This window comes from Nonomuraea montanisoli (assembly GCF_013363975.1).
Classification (GTDB): domain Bacteria; phylum Actinomycetota; class Actinomycetes; order Streptosporangiales; family Streptosporangiaceae; genus Nonomuraea; species Nonomuraea montanisoli.
The window spans coordinates 218,863-235,829 of sequence record NZ_JABWGN010000012.1 but is presented as its reverse complement, the minus strand read 5'-3'; the positions used below and the strand labels follow the sequence as shown (position 1 = coordinate 235,829).

The following is a 16,967-nucleotide window of genomic DNA, read 5'->3' as shown; positions in this document are numbered from 1 at the left end:
CGCTGGCCGCTCACTCGGCTCCCGCGCCGCGGGCCTCCTCGAACACCAGCCACGTCCGGGTGGCGCGCACGCCCGGGATGTCCTGGATGAGCTCCAGCACCACGTGTCGCAGGGTCGCGTTGTCCGGGGTCCTGACCAGGGCCAGGACGTCGTAGTCGCCGCCGAGCAGGGAGAAGTGCTCGACGTACGGGGTCTCCCGGAGCCGGGCCGACACCGCGCGCCAGGAGTTCTGCTCGATGGTGAGCGAGACGTACGCGCTGGTCCCGAGGCCGGCCCGGTGCGGGGCGACCCGCGCCGTGAAGCCGGTGATCACCCCGGCGTCCATCAACCGGGTGATCCGGGCGTAGACGTTGGCCCGGGAGACGTGCACGCGCTCGGCGAGGGTGCGCATCGAGATCCGGCCGTCCCGCCGCAGTTCGGCGATGATCGACCGGTCCACCCCGTCCAGGGGTGCGGCCGAATGTCCCGCCGGCCCCTCTCCGGCGCCGTCGTTGAACGACAATTGGCCCTCCAAAATCCGGGTTTCAACCTCTTTGTCGCTCATCATGCCTGATGTCTTGAACGTCTGGCTCCATGCGCGGACGCTTTCCCTGACAAACGTCCAGAGAAAGTGAGCGTCGCATGTCCGTCGACGTCCTTCTGCCCTCACCCGTGCCGGTGCGCTTCGTCGCCGAGGACGGCACGGCCGTCCAGCCGCCCACCGGCTACCAGGTGCCGGAGGAGGAGCGGCTGCTGGAGGCGTTCCGCCGGATGGTCGTGGGCCGCCGCTTCGACCGCCAGGCGACCGCGCTGACCAAGCAGGGGCGCCTGGCGGTCTACCCGTCCAGCCGCGGGCAGGAGGCCTGCCAGATCGCCGGGGTGCTCGCGCTGCGCGAGGACGACTGGCTGTTCCCGACCTACCGGGACTCGGTGGCGCTGGTCTCGCGCGGCCTCGACCCCGTCGAGGTGCTGACCCTGCTGCGGGGCGGCTGGCACTGCGGGTACGACCCCGCCGCGACCCGGGTCGCGCCCCAGTGCACCCCGCTGGCCACCCAGACCATCCACGCGGTCGGCATGGCGGACGCCCTGCGCCGCAAGGGCGAGGACGGCGTGGTCATGGCCTTCATCGGCGACGGCGGTACCAGCGAGGGCGACTTCCACGAGGCGCTGAACTACGCCGCGGTCCTGCACGCGCCCGTCGTGTTCTTCGTGCAGAACAACAAGTACGCGATCTCCGTGCCGCTGGCCAAGCAGAGCGCCGCGCCCGCGCTCGCGTACAAGGGCATCGGGTACGGCATCCGCTCCGAGCAGGTGGACGGCAACGACCTGGTCGCGGTGCTGTCCGTCCTCGACGCGGCCGTGGAGCACGCGCGGACCGGCGGCGGCCCCTTCCTGGTGGAGGCGCACACGTACCGCATGGACCCCCACACCAACGCCGACGACGCCTCCCGCTACCGGGAGAAGCAGGAGGTCGAGCAGTGGGAGGCGGCCGACCCGCTCGCCCGCCTGGAGACCTACCTGCGCGGGCGCGGCGTCCTCGGCGCGGACGCCGTCGAGGCGGCGCACGAGGCCGCCGAGAAGTTCGCCGCCCGGGTGCGTGAGGACATGAACGCCGACCCGGAGGCCGATCCGTACGAGCTGTTCGAGCACGTCTTCGCCGAGGCCACGCCCCAGTTGCGCGAGCAGCGGGCCCTCCTTGCGTCCGAACTGGAGGACTGAGATGACCACGCTGAGCATGGCGCAGGCGCTGAACGCCGCCCTCCGGGACGCGCTGCGCGAGGACGAGCGCGTCCTCGTCTTCGGCGAGGACGTGGGCCCGCTGGGCGGCGTCTTCCGCATCACCGACGGGCTGACCAAGGAGTTCGGCGAGGAGCGGTGCTTCGACACGCCGCTGGCCGAGGCGGGCATCGTGGGCCTGGCCGTGGGGCTGGCCATGGGCGGCTTCCGGCCGGTGATCGAGATGCAGTTCGACGCGTTCGCCTACCCGGCCTTCGAGCAGATCGCCTCGCACGTGGCCAAGCTGCGCAACCGGACGCGCGGGCGGCTGTCGCTGCCGATGGTGATCAGGATCCCGTACGCGGGCGGCATCGGCGGCGTCGAGCACCACTGCGACTCCAGCGAGGCCTACTACGCGCACACGCCCGGCCTGAAGGTCGTGACCCCCGCGACGGCCGACGACGCGTACTGGCTGCTGCGCGACGCCATCGCCGACCCCGACCCGGTGATCTTCATGGAGCCCAAGCGCCTGTACTGGTCCAAGGGCGAGACCTCGGCCGGGGACCGGCGCGCGGCGGGGTTCGGCCGGGCGGCGGTGCTGCGCGAGGGCGGCGACGCGACCCTGGTCGCCTACGGGCCGACCGTCCCGGTGGCGCTCGAGGCCGCCGAGGCCGCGGCCCGGGAGGGCCGCGACCTGGAGGTGGTGGACCTGCGGACGATCGTCCCGTTCGACGACGCGACCGTCGTGGCCTCCGTGCGCAAGACCGGGCGCTGCGTGGTGATCCAGGAGGCCCAGGGGTTCGCCGGGGTGGGCGCGGAGATCGCGGCCCGCGTGCAGGAGCGATGCTTCCACTCGCTGGCGGCGCCGGTGCTGCGTGTCACCGGGTTCGACATCCCGTACCCGCCGCCGATCCTCGAACACTCGCACCTGCCGGACGCCGACCGCGTGCTGGACGCGGTGGACCGGCTCCAGTTCGACGACGAGCCCGATCTGCTGCACCTGGCCGGGGAGGCGTCATGACGCGGAACGTGTTCCGCCTGCCCGACCTGGGCGAGGGGCTGACGGAGGCCGAGATCGTCGACTGGAAGGTCGCCGTCGGGGACACCGTCGAGATCGACCAGATCGTGGTGGAGGTCGAGACCGCCAAGGCGGCGGTGGAGGTGCCCGTCCCGTACGCGGGGACGGTGCTGAGCCTGAACGCCCCGGCGGGGGCCGTCCTGTCGGTGGGGGAGCCGCTCATCGAGGTCGGCCCGGCGGACGCCGGGTCTCCTGGGGACGAGGACCCGGCGGCAGCCCGTTACCGGGAAGAGGAACGCGCCGGATCCGGAAATGTCCTCATCGGCTACGGCACCGGGCACGCCCGCACCGGCCGACGCCGCCGCGGCGCCTCCCCGAAGGCTCCCGAGAGTCCCGGCCAGACGCCCGGCGGGCGTGACTCGCGGCCGGCTCCCGAGAGCGCCGGCCGGACACCGAACGGGCCACACGCGCCTCGGGTGATCTCACCGCTCGTGCGCAGGATCGCCCAGGAGCACGGACTGGACCTCAGCGAGGTCAGCCCCACCGGACCCCGCGGTGTGATCCTCCGCCGCGACGTCGAACGCGCCATCGCCGACCGTTCCATCGGCAACCGTGCCATCGCCGACCGCACCATCTCTGACCGCACCATCTCTGACCGCGGTGTCGCCGACCACACCACCGCCCCGACGGCCCCGCTGTCGGCGTCGGGCGCGCCTGGGACGGCGGCGCGCGCGGCCGAGGCGGCGTCCGGCGCGACCGGGAGCGCCGGGCTCCGGGCCGAGCGCATCCCCCTGCGCGGACTGCGGCGGGCGGTGGCCGACAAGCTGAGCCGCAGCCGCACCGAGATCCCCGACGCCACGACCTGGGTGGACGCCGACGCCACCGGCCTGCTCGCGGTCAAGGACGCGCTCCGGCGCGACCGCCCGGACCTCGGCATCGGGCTGCTCGCGCTGCTGGCCCGCATCTGCGTGGCCGGCCTGGTCCGCTTCCCCGAGCTGAACTCCTCGGTCGACACCGCCCGCGCCGAGATCGTCCGGCACGGTCACGTCAACCTCGGCTTCGCCGCCCAGACCGATCGCGGCCTGGTCGTGCCGGTGGTGCGCGACGCGCACCTGATGACGACCGCGCAGCTCGCCGCCGAGCTGACGAGGCTCACCGGCCTGGCCCGCGAGGGCGCGCTGCCTCCGGCGGCGCTGACCGGGGGCACGTTCACGCTCAACAACTACGGCGTCTTCGGCGTGGACGGATCCACCCCGATCATCAACCACCCCGAGGCGGCGCTCCTCGGCGTCGGCCGCATCATCGACCGCCCGTGGGTGACGGACGGCGCGGTCGTGCCGCGCAAGGTCACCCAGTTGTCCTTCACCTTCGACCACCGGGTCTGCGACGGCGGCGCGGCCGGCGGCTTCCTGCGCTTCGTGGCCGACTGCGTGGAGAACCCCGCCGTCCTGGTCGCCCACGTCTAGCGCGGCGGCCCACGAACCCATGGAAAGGAAGTGAGATCAGGTGGTCGACGTACGCTCGTCCCTGCTCGACCTCCAGTCGTACGTGCCGGGACGCAAGTCGCCGGGGGCCGTCGTCCTGGCCAGCAACGAGTGCCCGTACGGACTGCTGCCGAACGTCGCCGCCCGCCTGGCCGAGCTGACCGGCGGCCTGTCCCGGTACCCGGACATGGGGGCCACCCGCCTGCTGGAGGCGCTGGCCGCGCGGCACGGGGTGAGCCCCGACCGCATCGCCGTGGGCGCGGGCTCGTCCGAGGTGTGCGGGCAGATCCTGCACACGGTGTGCGAGCCGGGCAGCGAGGTGGTCTTCGGGTGGCGGTCGTTCGAGGCGTACCCGATCCTGACCACGGTGGCGGGCGGAGTCCCCGTACGGGTGCCGCTGCGCGACCACGTCCAGGACCTCGCGGGCATGGCGGCGGCCGTCACCCCGCGGACCAGGCTGGTGTTCGTCTGCAACCCGAACAACCCCACCTCCACGCCCGTCGACGAGGCCGCCCTGCGCGCCTTCGTGGACCGGATGCCCGGGAACGTGCTGATCGCCGTCGACGAGGCCTACCACGAGTACGCCGACCCGTCCGTCGTGCCGGACGCGCTCGCGCTCTTCGGCGACCGGCCGAACGTCGTCGTGCTCAGGACCTTCTCCAAGGCGTACGCGCTGGCCGGGCTGCGTGTCGGCTACTGCGTCGGGCCGCCGGAGATCATCGCCCAGGTCCGCAAGACGCAGACGCCCTTCAGCGTGAGCGCCCTCGCCCAGGAGGCGGCCATCGCGGCGCTCGGGGAGCACGACGAGGTGGACAGGCGGGTCGCCCTCACCGTCGCGGAGCGCGACCGCGTCACCGCTGAGCTGCGGGCCCTCGGCTATGACGTGCCGCGATCCCAGGCCAACTTCCTGTGGCTGCCGCTCGGGCGGGACAGCGCGCCCTTCGCCGAGCACTGCCACGGCGACGGGGTCATCGTGCGGGCGTTCCCGGGGGAGGGCGTACGGGTGACGGTGGGTCTGCCGGAGGAGAACGCGGCCTTCCTCGCGCTGGCCGGGACCTGGCGGGAGCGTAGGTGATCCGGTGGGCTCAGGCCAGGTCCGCGATCTCGATCCGGGTGTGGTCGGCGGGGTCCACCAGGCAGGAGAGCACGGCATCGCCCCGCTCCAGGCGTTCCCCCATGGAGGAGGTGAGCCGGGCCGTGCGCTCGATCTCGTACGGGCTGCCGGTCTGCGGGGCCACGCGGAGCCGCAACAGCCAGACGTAGCGTCCGTTGAGCTTGTTGGACGTCTGCTCGGCCCCCAGGACCGCCGCGTCGCAGCGCACCGCCGCGGCGCGCTCCTCCGGCGTGAAGGTCCGCAGCCCGGCCGACTCCAGGCTCGCGAACGAGATGGAGCCCATGGCGAGCATCCCCGAGGCCAGGAGGACGAACGCCGCGCTGACGTACGCCCCGGCCCGGGTGTGCGGCTTCCGCCTCAACACGAGGAACAGCACCACGGCCACGATCAGTCCGATGACGGCGAATGCCCCGAAGACGATCGATGCCATCCTTCATCCTCACGCTGATGGGCGGACCCGGGTGGGCCGGCCTCGTCCGTTCCGATGGGGTAGTCGAGCAGATGCCGCTTGCACGGCGGCTACAGTCCGCATGCATGTCGGGGGATGACGGCTTCCCGCCTGAGCGGCGGCTGAGGGTTCCCTCGGGGAGCCGTCGGGGGCATCCCTGATGCAGGCCCGGGTGCCGCCGGACATGATGGACCACCATGAAGATCATTGCGATTGCGGGCGGGCTGCTGGCCTCGGCGGTGCTGCTGACGGGGTGCGGCCTGGACGGCATCGCCGGCCCTGCGCACAAGGACACCGTCACCTACCAGGTCAAGGACAAGGTGCAGAAGCTCCATCTCAGGAGCGGGAGCGGTGATGTGGCCGTCACCGAGTCGGACGTGGCGTATGTCAGCGTGACCGAGACGCTCCACTGGAGCAACGACAAGCCGCGGGCCGAGCACAAGGTGGCGGGCGACACGCTGTCGGTGTACTACGACTGCCAGAGGTCGTGGGGCTCCTGCGGGGTGGACTACCAGGTGGAGATCCCCAAGGGGCTGCAGGTCGACTTGGACGCCGGTTCGGGCGACCTGACGCTCAGGTCACTGACCGGTCCTCTGGACCTCAAGGCCGACTCCGGCGACATCAAGGGCAACGGCCTGGGCGGCAAGAGGATTCTCGCGGAGGCGGAGTCGGGCAACATCGACCTGCGGTACGCGGTCGCGCCCGACAGTGTCGAGCTGTCGGTCGACTCGGGCGACGCCGTGCTCACCGTTCCCGACGGGAGCTATGACGTGAGCACCAGGGTGGATTCCGGTGACGAGCACGTCTCGGTCAAGGACGACAACTCCTCACCGCACAAGATCTCGGTGACCGCCGACTCCGGAGACGTGACCGTGTCGGCCGGCTGACCGGATCATCGCGGATCTCCCGGCCATGACTATGATCTTCAGCGATCCCGGTGCCATGGAAGCGAGGTCTGCGTGCGGCTTCGGCTGTGGGGAGCGGTCGGGGTCCTCCTGACCGCGGCGACGGCCGCCTGTTCGACGCCGGCGACGACTTCGACCGGGGCGACGACTTCGGCGGCGGCGACGACGGAGGCGCCGACGCGGGTCGCGGTGCCGCCGCCGGGAGTGGAGGCGCGCGAGCTGTCGATCCCGTTCGACCGGTACAACTTCTCCACCGCGGACATCAGCCTCCTCGAGGGCGCCGAGGAGATCCTCGTCCGCGACTGCATGCGGCGGCGGGGCATGGCGTGGGAAGTGCTGCCGCGGAGCGCGGCGGAGGACCTGGAGCCGCCCAACCGCCGTCGCTACGGTGTCGTCGAGCCGGAGGTGGCCCGCCTCTTCGGCTATCACTCCCCGCCGGACCGTCCTACCGTGGCCCGGCGCGCCGCCGCGCGCGACAGCCGTGCGCGGCGCCTGTCGGCGGAGGAACAGCGGGCCGCGTACGGCGAGAAGGACGGCTGCCTGGAACAGGCGCGCTCGCACCTGGAGCAGGGCACCCCGCAGGTCGACGAGGCCCTGTTCAACCGGCTCATCTCGGAGACCTTCGCCCAGTCCCAGCGGGATCCGCGCGTCGTCCGGGTGTTCCGGGCCTGGAGCGCGTGCATGCGGGAGCAGGGCCGGCAGTACGCCGATCCGCTCGCCGCCATCACCGACCGGCGGTGGATGACCGACGGCCCGGCCTCCCAGGAGGAGATCCGCGCCGCGCGGGCGGACGTGCGGTGCAAGGAGAGGACCGGCCTCGTCCCCGCCTGGGCCGCCGTGGAGAGACGCATCCAGGACGATGCCGTCGACGCTCACCCGGCCGCGTTCCGGGCGCTGCGGGCCACCAAGGACCAGCAGCTCGCGGCCGCGCGCGCCGTCCTCGCCCGCGGCTGACCGGCCCCTCGGCCGATTCCGCGCCGAAGCCGCACACCGGACAGCTAGGATCTTGCGCCGATTACGATCTTCGAACGACGAGGTGGATATGAAGCGACAGACCATGCGCAGGGCCGGTGTCGTGGCGCTGGCTCTGACCAGCCTGATCGGGGTCGGTTCCACTGCCCAGGCCGACGCCGGGCGGCTCGCCAGCTCCTGTGCCAGCGACTTCTGCCTGTACGAGCACGACGACTACAGCGGCGCCGAGGAGGAGTTCGTCTTCGGCGACTACAACGTGTGCGTGCGGTCGCTCAGCCTGAACAACAAGGCGAGCTCCATGCGCAACCCCTCGGGCGCGAGGGTGCAGTTCTACGACAGCGCCAACTGCTCCGGCGCCTACGGCTACGCGGCGAGGCCGCGGTCGTCGGACAGCGACCTGACGAACAACGGGTTCGACAACAAGACGAGCTCCGTCAAGCCGGTCCGGCCGTAGTCCTTCTCCCGGGAACGCGGGTGCCCGGGACCGTCTGCCCGGCCGTCGCCCCACCTCCGGCGCGGGCGCCGGGGGTGGGGACGACGCGTTCTCGCCGGTGAGGCGCCCGCCTAGCCGTCCAGCAGGCGGTGGGTCGACTGCCGCTGGCGGGCGGCGGCCTCGCCGAGGAAGTCGACGATCGCGGCCAGCTCCCGATCGTCGTAACGGGTGACCAGCTCCGTCAGCGACGCCACGTAGTCGTCGAACAGCGGAGCGAGCGCGGCGAGGCGGTCGGGAACGGTTTCCACCAGGACGCTGCGCTTGTCCTCGGGGTTGCGGACGCGGCGGGCGAACCCCTTGCGCTCCAGGCGGTCGATCAGCCCGGTCACCGACGCCGGAGCCAGCCCCGAGCGCTCGCCCAGTTGCCGCGCGGTCAGCGGACCGAGGCGCTCCAGCAGGTCGAGGGCCTTCTCCTCGGTGGCGGTGAGGCCCTGGTGCGCGGCCAGGGCGGTGTGGAACATCACCGCCGCGTTGCTCAGCTCGCGCCCCGCCGTGAAAAGCCGGCCCAGCAGCTCGTCCCGGTCTGTCATGACGCCAGAGTACCTACTTTGTTCGGTCGAACGAACCACTTGACGCCCATCGTTGCGCGGACTTATGTTTCGTACGGCCGAACGAAATAAATGGAGGTGCACGATGCGTGTTCTGATCATCGGCGGCGGGGTCGCGGGGACCGTGGCGGCGCTGGCAGCGCAGAAGGCCGGCCTCGCGCCCGAGCTCTTCGAGGCGTACGACGAGAGCGCGGGCCTGACCCACGGCGTCTACCTGACCGTCGCCGTCAACGGCGTGGACGCGCTGCGCGCGGTGGACGCCCACCCCGTCGTGCTGGAGGCGGGCTTCCCCAGCGGCCACATCCAGTTCCGCAGCGGCAGCGGCAAGCGCCTGGGCTCGGTCCCGCTGGGCCCGATGCCGGACGACGGCGCCGGCACCCACACCATCCGCCGCGCCGACCTCTACCGCGGCCTGTACAAGCTGGTCGCCGACCGCGGCATCCCCATCCAGCACGGCAAGCGCCTGGTCCGCGCCGAGAGACTGCCCGGCGGCGGCGTCCGCGCCCACTTCGCCGACGGCACCAGCGCCGAAGGGGACGTGCTGATCGGCGCGGACGGCGTCCACTCGGTCGCCCGCACCGCCATCGACCCGGCCAACCCCGGCCCGCGCTACACCGGCCTCGGCAACACCGGCGGCTTCACCCGTACAGCGGACGTCGACGCCGAGCCCGGCGACTACGTGATGGTCTGGGGCCGGGACTGCTTCTTCGGCTACACCGTCGCCCCCGACGGTGAGCTGTGGTGGTTCGCCAACCCGCCCGCGAGCCGGGAGCCGTCCCGCACCGACCTGCGCCGGCTGACCACCGCCGACCTCAGGGCTCGGCTGGTCGAGCTGCTGGCCGTCGACGACAGCCCGGCCGCGCAGATCGTCCGCGACACCGCCGGCGACTTCGGCCTGACCAACCAGTACGACCTCCCGACCGTCCCCACCTGGCACGACGGCGCCATGGTGGTGATCGGCGACGCCGCCCACGCGGTCTCCCCGTCCTCGGGGCAGGGGGCGTCCATGGCCGCGGAGGACGCGGTCGTCCTGGCTCAGTGCCTGCGCGACCTGCCCACCGTGCCCGCCGCGCTGGACCGCTACGAGGCGCTGCGCCGGGAACGCGTCGAGCGCATCGTCAAGTGGGGCGCCGGGATGAACAACACCAAGAAGCAGGGCGTTGTCGGGCGCGCACTCCGCGACCTGGCCCTCCCGTTCATCCTCCGCAAGGCCGACGACCCTCAGGAGATGGAGAAGATGAGCTGGATGTTCCGCCACCACATCGACTGGAACCGCACGGTCCGATCGGGGGGATGACGGGGGCGCGCCGTACGGCCCTTCACCAGTCGAGAGTGACGGGCCGCTCGTGCCGTACTCCTTGGAACAGGTCGTTCAGCAGGACGGCCAGCCCGGGCGGAAAGATCCGCTCCGTGGTCGCGTCGAGCTCGTCCCGGGTCCACCATCGGTGCCCGAACCCGTCGTCCCTGGTCCCGGAGGCGTCCGCCTCGGCGACCCGGGCGAAGAAGTACGTGTGCACGGTGTAGTAGCGGCTTCCTCGAAGGGACCACTCGCCCGCGTTCACGGCCACCGGCTCGCCCACGCCCAAGGGTTCGAGGATGAACCCGGTCTCTTCGCGGACCTCTCGGACGGCCGCCTCGACCGGCGACTCGCCCGCCTCGATCCCGCCGCCGGGCAGATGTCACGCGGGCTCACGCGGCCAAGGGGCAGGGGGGATGAAGCGGAACATCAGCACGCGATCTTCGGGGTCGGCGAGGACGACTCGTGCGGTGGGGCGGTTCCTGATCATCTGCCCGAAGGTACCGGCATGTCCCGGTGGCCGTTCCGGTTGTCTAGTGGGCGTGCGCCCACTAGAGTGGGCGCATGCCCACTATGTCGCAAGAACCACCCCAGCCGCCCGTGAACGCCCCCCACAAGGCCAGGCAGATGGCCGAGTCGTTCGGAGTAGACGCCGAGCGCTACGACCGGGCCCGACTCGACTATCCCGATGACCTGGTGCGGCGGATCGTGGCCGCCAGTCCCGGCCCCGACGTCGTCGACGTCGGCTGCGGCACCGGCATCGAAGCCCGGCAGTTCCTGGCCGCCGGCTGCAAGGTGCTGGGCGTCGAGCCGGACGCCCGGATGGCCGAGTTCGCCCGCAGGACCGGGGTCGAGGTCGAGGTGGCCACGTTCGAGGAGTGGGACGCCGCCGGGCGCACGTTCGACGCGGTCGTCGCCGGTCAGTCCTGGCACTGGGTGGACCCGGTCGCGGGCACGGCCAAGGCGGCTCAGGTGCTGCGGCCCGGCGGGCTGCTGGCGGTGTTCGCCCACGCGTACGATGCCCCGGCCCCGATCACGGAGGCGCTGGCCGCCGCGATGCGGCGCGTGGTGCCCGACTCGCCGTTCGGCGGCGGGCCGCCGAGGTCGGCCCAGGAGATCTACCAGCGGATGTTCGCCACGTTCGGCGAGGGCATCCGGCAGGCCGGCGCGTTCGGCGAGCCGGAACAGTGGCGCTTCGACCGGGAGCAGCACTACACCCGCGACGAATGGCTCGACCTGCTGCCCACCACGGGCGGACTCACCCGGCTCTCGCCGGACCAGTTGGCCGAGGTGCTGGAAGCCGTCGGGGCCGCCGTCGACGCGGCGGGAGGAGGCTTCACCCTGCCCTACACGACCATGGCGGTCGTCGCGTCGCTGAAGGCGTGAGCTCCTGGCCGGGCCGAACGGCGAGCGCGCCGATCGGTCAGGTGTCCTCCAGGGTGGCCAGGTGGGCCGTGACGTCGTCGGCGAAGCGGGCCAGCAGGCGGCCGAGGTCTTCGCGGTCCTGCTCGGACCAGTGGGAGATGGCGCCGGTGAACCAGCCGATGAGCGTGCGCGCGTAGCGGTCGGCGGCCGCCCGGCCCTGGTCGGTCGGCTCGATGTAGCTGACGCGGCGGTCGTTCGGGTCGCCGATGCGGCGTACCAGGCCGCGGCGTTCCAACTGCTGGACCTGCCGTGTGACGTGCGGCTGGACGAGCTGCATCTTCTCCGCGATCTCGCTGATCCGCAGCGGCCTGCCGGTCAGGTGCACCGAGACCAGGACGGAGAAGGCCGGCCGGTCCACCTCGATCCCGGCGGACTCCATGGCGTGCTCGGTCAGGCGGCCCCGGCTGATGGCGTTGCTGAGCTGCGCGAGGTGGGGCATCACGGCCAGCACCTGGTCGTCGTCGCCACCGGCGGGACTCTCGGGCCCAGCGTTCATCGCAGCTCCAGTTGCATACTTAAAACATGTATCTATATGGTGGGGTTCGGGGCGGTGCTCGTGGCCGCCCCGCGCCCGCAATAAGGATACCTAAAGCATGCATCTATTGCTGCCATCGGTCTGACCAGGGAGGATCCCCCATGAAGCGCACGATTCTCATCTCCGGGGCCAGCATCGCCGGTCCGTCGCTCGCGTACTGGCTGGACCGCTACGGCTTCGAGGTCACCGTCGTGGAGAAGGCCTCCCGCCTGCGCGGGGGAGGGTACGCCATCGACATCCGCGGCACCGCACGCGACGTCGTCGAACGCATGGGCCTGCTCCCGCCTCTCCGGCGGCTCCACGTGGACACCCGCCGGATCACCTTCCTCGACGCCGACGGCACCGTCCTCGCCGGCCTGCGCCCCGAGACCTTCACCGGCGGCGCCGAGGGCCTCGACCTCGAAGTACGCAGGGGCGACCTGGCCGACTGCCTCTACGACCTGGTCCGCGACAAGGTCGAGTTCCTGTTCGACGACTCCATCGCCACTCTCGACGACCGCGGCGGCCACGTGGAGGTCACCTTCGACAGCGGCGTCCGGCGCGCGTTCGACCTGGTGATCGGCGCCGACGGGCTGCACTCCAACACCCGCGCCCTGGCCTTCGGCCCGGAAGAGCGCTACCACCGCTACCTCGGCTTCTGCTTCGCCGGCTTCACCATGCCCAACGACCTCGGCCTCGCGCACGAGGGAGTGCTGTGGAACGTTCCGGGCCGGGCCGCCGCCCTCTACGCGCACGATCCCGGCGAGCCGATGCACGGCTTCCTGACCTTCGCCCGGGACGAACCGCCGTTCACGGCCTTCCGCACCCCGCAGGCGCAGCGCGACCTCGTGGCCTCGACGTTCCCCGACACGGTGTGGGAGGTCCCGCGGATGGTGGCGGCGATGCGCGCGGCCGACGACCTGTTCTTCGACGTCGTCAGCCAGATCCACATGCCGGCCTGGTCCGCCGGTCGCGTCGCCCTGGTGGGCGACGCCGCCTACGCGACGTCGTTCATGTCAGGGCAGGGGTCGAGCGTGTCGCTGGTGGGGGCGTACGTCCTGGCCGGCGAGCTGGCCACCCACGATGACCACGTCACGGCGTTCGCGGCGTACGAGAAGACGGTCCGCGACTTCGTGGAGCGGAACCAGGCCCTCGCCACGGAGGGCGGCGGCGTGGTGGCCCCGCGCACGCGGGAGCGCCTCGACGCGCGGAACGCGATGTTGCGCGGCCAGGCGGCGCTGCCGTCCGGCAGCGAGGGCCGCGCCGCGAACACCGCCCTCGTCCTGCCCGATTACGAGCCCGCGCTCGGGAGCCGACCCACAGCCGCGCGGACCGGCAGTCCGTCGGACTGATCGGCGACCGTGGTGGCCACCACGTCGGCCGCGCCCGCAAGTCGCGCGATCCGGTTCACCTCGGCGCCGGTCAGCCCGCCGGGGACCTTGCCGAGGCCGAGCGGGCCTTCCGCGGCGTCGACGTCGAAGTGGATCGCGGCACGGCCTGTAGGACGGGGGCGGACCAGCCCGGCGACACGCGGGCGCTGGCGGCGGTGTCACATGTCCCGGTACCGCTTCGCCGCCGCCAGCGCGGTGCGCATCGTGTCCGCGGTGACGGGCCGGCCCGGTCCCGGCTCGGCTCCCTGCCCCATCGTCGCGGCCAGGCTGTGGCCCTCGCTGAAGTACGGATCGGCGTAGGCCGCCGTGTCGCGCTGGAAACGCCAGCCCTCGGCGAGCGGACCGGCGTCGAACGCGTCATAGCCGATCGAATCGAGGAACGCGGCGACGGCCCGCTTCGCCTCCGCGTCGTCGCCGGCGATCGGGAGCACCGACCGTCCGGCGTCGCCCCCGGGCCGGGCGAGCTCGCCGAGGTGCGCGAAGAGGATGTTGTTCATCGCCTTGACGACGTGCGACTCGGGCAGGTGGGCCTGGAGCAGCTCGCTGGTCGTCGTGGTCTCGGCGTCCAGCTCGGGGACGCGGCCGTCCCGCTCGGGGTAGTAGTTGTTCGTGTCGATGACGACCTTGCCGCGCAGCGGCTCGACCGGCACCGTGCGGTAGGCCCGCAGCGGGATGGTCACCACCACGACGTCCCCGACGGCGGCCGCCTCGGCCGGCGTGGCGGCGCGGGCGTGCGGGCCCAGCTCGGCGACCAGGCCGGACAGGGTCTCGGGGCCCCGCCGGTTGCTCAGGACCACGTCGTGTCCGGCGGCGACGGCCAGCCGGGCGACGGTGCCGCCGATCAGTCCGCTGCCGATCAGTCCGATGGTGCTCATCTCGGTGCTTCCTTCGCTCGCCCGTGTTCCACGATGTCACGGACCTCCGGCGGCTGGTCGCCCAGGGCCTACGACAGCGGCTACCGGCCTGCCGGCCCGGCGCGCGGCGGCCGGCCGGGTGATCGCCGCCGGGTCCGCCGGTGCCGTGTCAGGACGGCGACGGTCCCGTGTCAGCGCGGTCGGCGACGGTGATGTCATGAACGGCTCAGCGCCCCTGGGCCGGCCGAGGAGAGGAACGACCATGGCACACACCGTCGCCAAGCTGCCGACCGAGCGGCAGCCCGGCTGTCCCTTCGACCCGCCCAAGGAGCTGATCGAGGCCCGCGAGCACGGCCCGATCAGCCGCCTGCCCTTCCCCGACGGGCACGAGGGCTGGCTGGTCACCGGCTACGACCTGACGCGGGCGATCCTGGCCGACCCTCGGTTCAGCTCCCGCAAGGAGCTCATGCGCCACCACCCGCTGGTCGACTACGGCGACATCGAGGTCCCCCCGGCGCCGCCCGGCGAGTTCCTCCTCATGGACGAGCCGCTGCACAGCCGCTACCGCAAGCCGCTGGTGGGCAAGTTCACCGTCCGGCGGATGCGGCTGCTGACCGAGCGCGTCGAGCAGGTCACCGCCGAGCACCTGGACGCGATGGAGAAGGCCGGGCCGTCGGCGGACCTGGTGACCGCGTTCGCCAAGCCGATCCCCGCCGTCATCATCTGCGAGCTGCTGGGCGTGCCGTACGAGGACCGGGGCCTCTTCCAGGAGAACATCGACAAGTTCCTCGGCGGGGAGGTCGGCGACGATGAGCTGATCGCCGCCTACACCGCGACCCAGCAGTACCTCGCCGAGCTGGTGGCCGCTAAGCGCGCCAACCCCACCGACGACGTGCTCAGCGACCTGCTCGACAGCGACCTGACCGATGAGGAACTGCGGGGCATGGCCCTGATCCTGCTGTCGGCCGGGTTCGACACCACCGCGAACATGCTGGCGCTGGGCACGTTCGCCCTGCTCCAGAACCCGGAGCAACGGGAGGCGCTGCGCGCCGAGCCCGCGCTCACCGACGGGGCCGTGGAGGAGCTGCTGCGGTATCTCACCGTCGCCAAGCAGCTCACGCGAGTCGCGCTGGAGGACGTCGAGCTGGCCGGCCAGACCGTCAAGGCCGGCTCCACGCTCGTCCTGTCCTACGCCACCGCCAACCGCGACCCCGAGCGCTTCACCGACCCCCACGTCCTCGACGTGCGCCGGCAGGAGGGCGGCCACCTGGCCTTCAGCCACGGCATCCACCAGTGCCTGGGGCAGCAGCTGGCCCGCGTCGAGATGCGCGTCGCGCTCCCCGCGCTGCTCGACCGCTTCCCCACGCTGCGGCTGGCCGTACCGGCCGAAGAGGTCGCCCTGCGCCCGGAGACCGCGGACATCTACGGGGTCAAGAGCCTCCCGGTCACCTGGGACGTGTGACCGCCCGTCAACCCAGCTTTCCCAGCCTGACGACCTGCTTGAGGAAGACGACGCCGTCCATCATGTCGAGCTGGTTCGGCTTCAGCGGGAAATAGGCGAAATCTTGGGAGACGCGGGGGGCGGGCTCCGTGACGGCCTCGGCCAGGCGGCGGGCGTCGACGAGAGCGTGGTCCCAGGGGAGCGTGGACAGGATGCCCTCGACGGTGTCCGGGGACGGGGCGTCGTCGCCCGCCGTGCCGAGGGCCGAGGCCAGGAACGCGTACCGGTCGCCCAGGCTCGTCGCGGCGATCGCCCCCGCGCTCCACCACTCCAGCCGCTGGTCGCCGAACGCCATCAGGGTCTTGTTCCGCTGCAGGTGCAGGTTGCTGGCGAAGACCAGGGCCGGGCCGTGCTCGGCGACGGCGCGCAGGTTGGCGGCCATCATCGCGTCCCGCAGGGCTGACAGCCGGGTCCACCGCGCCGGGGACGCATCGGCCATCCAGTAGTGGTAGCGGAGCAGGCCGACGGCGGTGCGCCCGTACAGCTCCGCCAGCTCCCGGTCCTTCGCGCTCATCTGCGGCGCCTGCGTCTCCAGCAGCGCCACCAGGTCGTCGGCGATCAGCCGCAGGCGCTGCGCGTCGGCGGACTGGCCGATCGACTGGGACGGGTCCATGGCCGTGGCCTCGTTCGACCACCGGTCGTCCGGGCCGAGCAGCGTGTCGAGGGTCTCCGCGGTCACCACAGCGGAGGGGAGCGGGCCGTCGAGCAGGCCGTAGAGGCCGGTGAGCGCCTGGCGCGGGCTCGCCGCCCAGTACTCCAGGGGGGCGTCGAAGCCGAAGAACCTGAGCTTCTCGTCGTGCTCCTCGTTGTACGACCGCATCCAGCGTACGAGCTCGCGGTTGGCCGGCGAGGTGCCGAAGTTGTGGCTGAAGCCGCGTTCCATGACGTCGTCGAGCGTGCCCGTGCCCGTCGTGACGTAGTCGTCCACCACGAGCCCCATGAGGCAGTCGCTCTCGATGGCGAACGACCGGTAGCCCTCGTGCTCGACCAGATGCCGGAAGAGCTCGTTGCGCAGCTCGCCCAGTTCGTCCACGAAGTGCCGGGCTTCGCCCAGGCCGAGCAGCAGGGGCTTGGCGGGCAGCGAGCGCAGGAAGGCCGAGACTCCCGCGCCGTCGAACGGCCGGGCTGTGTCCTTGATGTCCATGCCTTCAACGGTATCGTTGAACTTTCGGTGTGAACTTTCGCGCGAAGTCGCTGGCATCGCTCCGGGAAACCTTCAAACGGCGATGACATCTCCGCCGGAAATCGCCCCGAGGAGTGATCTCACGGACATAATCGATCCGTTGATCGCCGACAAGAGAGGCCTCC

18 protein-coding genes are annotated in these 16,967 nt (G+C 72.0%); 11 read left to right on the top strand and 7 right to left on the bottom strand.

What is annotated here, in order from left to right; translation table 11 throughout:
- Window positions 1–10: 10 nt before the first annotated feature.
- Window positions 11–502, bottom strand: a complete 492-nt coding sequence (locus HTZ77_RS30780) for an Lrp/AsnC family transcriptional regulator (protein ID WP_235995420.1) — start codon at window positions 500–502, stop codon at window positions 11–13.
- Window positions 503–621: 119 nt separating this feature from the next.
- Here HTZ77_RS30780 and pdhA point away from each other — a divergent pair, with 119 nt between their 5' ends.
- Genes pdhA through hisC form a run of 4 tightly spaced genes read left to right on the top strand, consistent with a single transcriptional unit; the run spans window position 622 to window position 5,272 of the window.
- The gene (gene pdhA, locus HTZ77_RS30775; RefSeq protein ID WP_175593204.1) at window positions 622–1,698 is read left to right on the top strand and encodes a pyruvate dehydrogenase (acetyl-transferring) E1 component subunit alpha; all 1,077 of its coding nucleotides are present in this window, start codon (window positions 622–624) and stop codon (window positions 1,696–1,698) included.
- Window position 1,699: 1 nt separating this feature from the next.
- Window positions 1,700–2,716: an alpha-ketoacid dehydrogenase subunit beta gene (locus HTZ77_RS30770; protein ID WP_175593203.1), complete on the top strand. Its 1,017-nt coding sequence runs from the start codon at window positions 1,700–1,702 to the stop codon at window positions 2,714–2,716.
- The gene (locus tag HTZ77_RS30765) at window positions 2,713–4,179 is read left to right on the top strand and encodes a dihydrolipoamide acetyltransferase family protein (protein WP_175593202.1); all 1,467 of its coding nucleotides are present in this window, start codon (window positions 2,713–2,715) and stop codon (window positions 4,177–4,179) included. Before HTZ77_RS30770 ends, HTZ77_RS30765 begins: the two co-directional genes overlap by 4 nt.
- 40 nt (window positions 4,180–4,219) lie before the next feature.
- Window positions 4,220–5,272, top strand: coding sequence for a histidinol-phosphate transaminase (hisC, locus tag HTZ77_RS30760; RefSeq protein WP_175593201.1), 1,053 nt, complete (start codon window positions 4,220–4,222; stop codon window positions 5,270–5,272).
- Window positions 5,273–5,282: 10 nt separating this feature from the next.
- Here the strand turns inward: hisC and HTZ77_RS30755 are convergent, their stop codons facing one another.
- On the bottom strand, window positions 5,283–5,741 hold the full coding sequence (locus HTZ77_RS30755; protein ID WP_175593200.1) for a hypothetical protein: 459 nt from the start codon (window positions 5,739–5,741) through the stop codon (window positions 5,283–5,285).
- 215 nt (window positions 5,742–5,956) lie between these two features.
- Between HTZ77_RS30755 and HTZ77_RS30750 the strand changes: the two genes are divergently transcribed.
- The 3 genes from HTZ77_RS30750 to HTZ77_RS30740 all read left to right on the top strand — a co-directional run bounded on the left by HTZ77_RS30750 (window position 5,957) and on the right by HTZ77_RS30740 (window position 8,090).
- The gene (locus HTZ77_RS30750) at window positions 5,957–6,646 is read left to right on the top strand and encodes a DUF4097 family beta strand repeat-containing protein (RefSeq protein WP_175593199.1); all 690 of its coding nucleotides are present in this window, start codon (window positions 5,957–5,959) and stop codon (window positions 6,644–6,646) included.
- A 72-nt stretch (window positions 6,647–6,718) separates the two neighbouring features.
- A complete protein-coding gene (locus HTZ77_RS30745) occupies window positions 6,719–7,618 on the top strand; it encodes a hypothetical protein (protein ID WP_205303946.1) in 900 nt (299 codons plus the stop codon).
- An 88-nt stretch (window positions 7,619–7,706) separates the two neighbouring features.
- Window positions 7,707–8,090 carry a peptidase inhibitor family I36 protein gene (locus tag HTZ77_RS30740; protein ID WP_175593198.1) on the top strand — a complete coding sequence of 128 codons (384 nt, stop codon included), beginning with the start codon at window positions 7,707–7,709 and terminating at the stop codon, window positions 8,088–8,090.
- Between the two features lie 110 nt (window positions 8,091–8,200).
- Here HTZ77_RS30740 and HTZ77_RS30735 read toward each other — a convergent pair whose 3' ends face one another.
- Window positions 8,201–8,659, bottom strand: coding sequence for a MarR family winged helix-turn-helix transcriptional regulator (locus HTZ77_RS30735; protein ID WP_175593197.1), 459 nt, complete (start codon window positions 8,657–8,659; stop codon window positions 8,201–8,203).
- A gap of 103 nt (window positions 8,660–8,762) precedes the next feature.
- On the opposite strand from HTZ77_RS30735, the gene HTZ77_RS30730 reads away from it, so the two are divergent.
- Window positions 8,763–9,974, top strand: coding sequence for an FAD-dependent monooxygenase (locus HTZ77_RS30730; protein ID WP_175593196.1), 1,212 nt, complete (start codon window positions 8,763–8,765; stop codon window positions 9,972–9,974).
- Window positions 9,975–9,996: 22 nt separating this feature from the next.
- Here the strand turns inward: HTZ77_RS30730 and HTZ77_RS30725 are convergent, their stop codons facing one another.
- On the bottom strand, window positions 9,997–10,353 hold the full coding sequence (locus HTZ77_RS30725) for an NUDIX domain-containing protein (protein ID WP_175593303.1): 357 nt from the start codon (window positions 10,351–10,353) through the stop codon (window positions 9,997–9,999).
- A 185-nt stretch (window positions 10,354–10,538) separates the two neighbouring features.
- Between HTZ77_RS30725 and HTZ77_RS30720 the strand changes: the two genes are divergently transcribed.
- The gene (locus HTZ77_RS30720; protein ID WP_175593195.1) at window positions 10,539–11,360 is read left to right on the top strand and encodes a class I SAM-dependent methyltransferase; all 822 of its coding nucleotides are present in this window, start codon (window positions 10,539–10,541) and stop codon (window positions 11,358–11,360) included.
- A gap of 37 nt (window positions 11,361–11,397) precedes the next feature.
- Here the strand turns inward: HTZ77_RS30720 and HTZ77_RS30715 are convergent, their stop codons facing one another.
- A complete protein-coding gene (locus tag HTZ77_RS30715) occupies window positions 11,398–11,895 on the bottom strand; it encodes a MarR family winged helix-turn-helix transcriptional regulator (protein WP_175593194.1) in 498 nt (165 codons plus the stop codon).
- 140 nt (window positions 11,896–12,035) lie between these two features.
- Between HTZ77_RS30715 and HTZ77_RS30710 the strand changes: the two genes are divergently transcribed.
- Window positions 12,036–13,265: a Rossmann-fold NAD(P)-binding domain-containing protein gene (locus tag HTZ77_RS30710; RefSeq protein WP_175593193.1), complete on the top strand. Its 1,230-nt coding sequence runs from the start codon at window positions 12,036–12,038 to the stop codon at window positions 13,263–13,265.
- A gap of 197 nt (window positions 13,266–13,462) precedes the next feature.
- Here the strand turns inward: HTZ77_RS30710 and HTZ77_RS30705 are convergent, their stop codons facing one another.
- Entirely contained in the window at window positions 13,463–14,179 is a 717-nt protein-coding gene (locus HTZ77_RS30705; RefSeq protein WP_175593192.1) for an NADPH-dependent F420 reductase, read from the bottom strand.
- 241 nt (window positions 14,180–14,420) lie between these two features.
- On the opposite strand from HTZ77_RS30705, the gene HTZ77_RS30700 reads away from it, so the two are divergent.
- Window positions 14,421–15,620 carry a cytochrome P450 gene (locus HTZ77_RS30700; RefSeq protein WP_175593191.1) on the top strand — a complete coding sequence of 400 codons (1,200 nt, stop codon included), beginning with the start codon at window positions 14,421–14,423 and terminating at the stop codon, window positions 15,618–15,620.
- 7 nt (window positions 15,621–15,627) lie between these two features.
- Here HTZ77_RS30700 and HTZ77_RS30695 read toward each other — a convergent pair whose 3' ends face one another.
- Window positions 15,628–16,803 (bottom strand): erythromycin esterase family protein, encoded by a 1,176-nt coding sequence (locus tag HTZ77_RS30695; RefSeq protein ID WP_175593190.1) that lies wholly within the window; start codon window positions 16,801–16,803, stop codon window positions 15,628–15,630.
- Window positions 16,804–16,967: the final 164 nt, after the last annotated feature.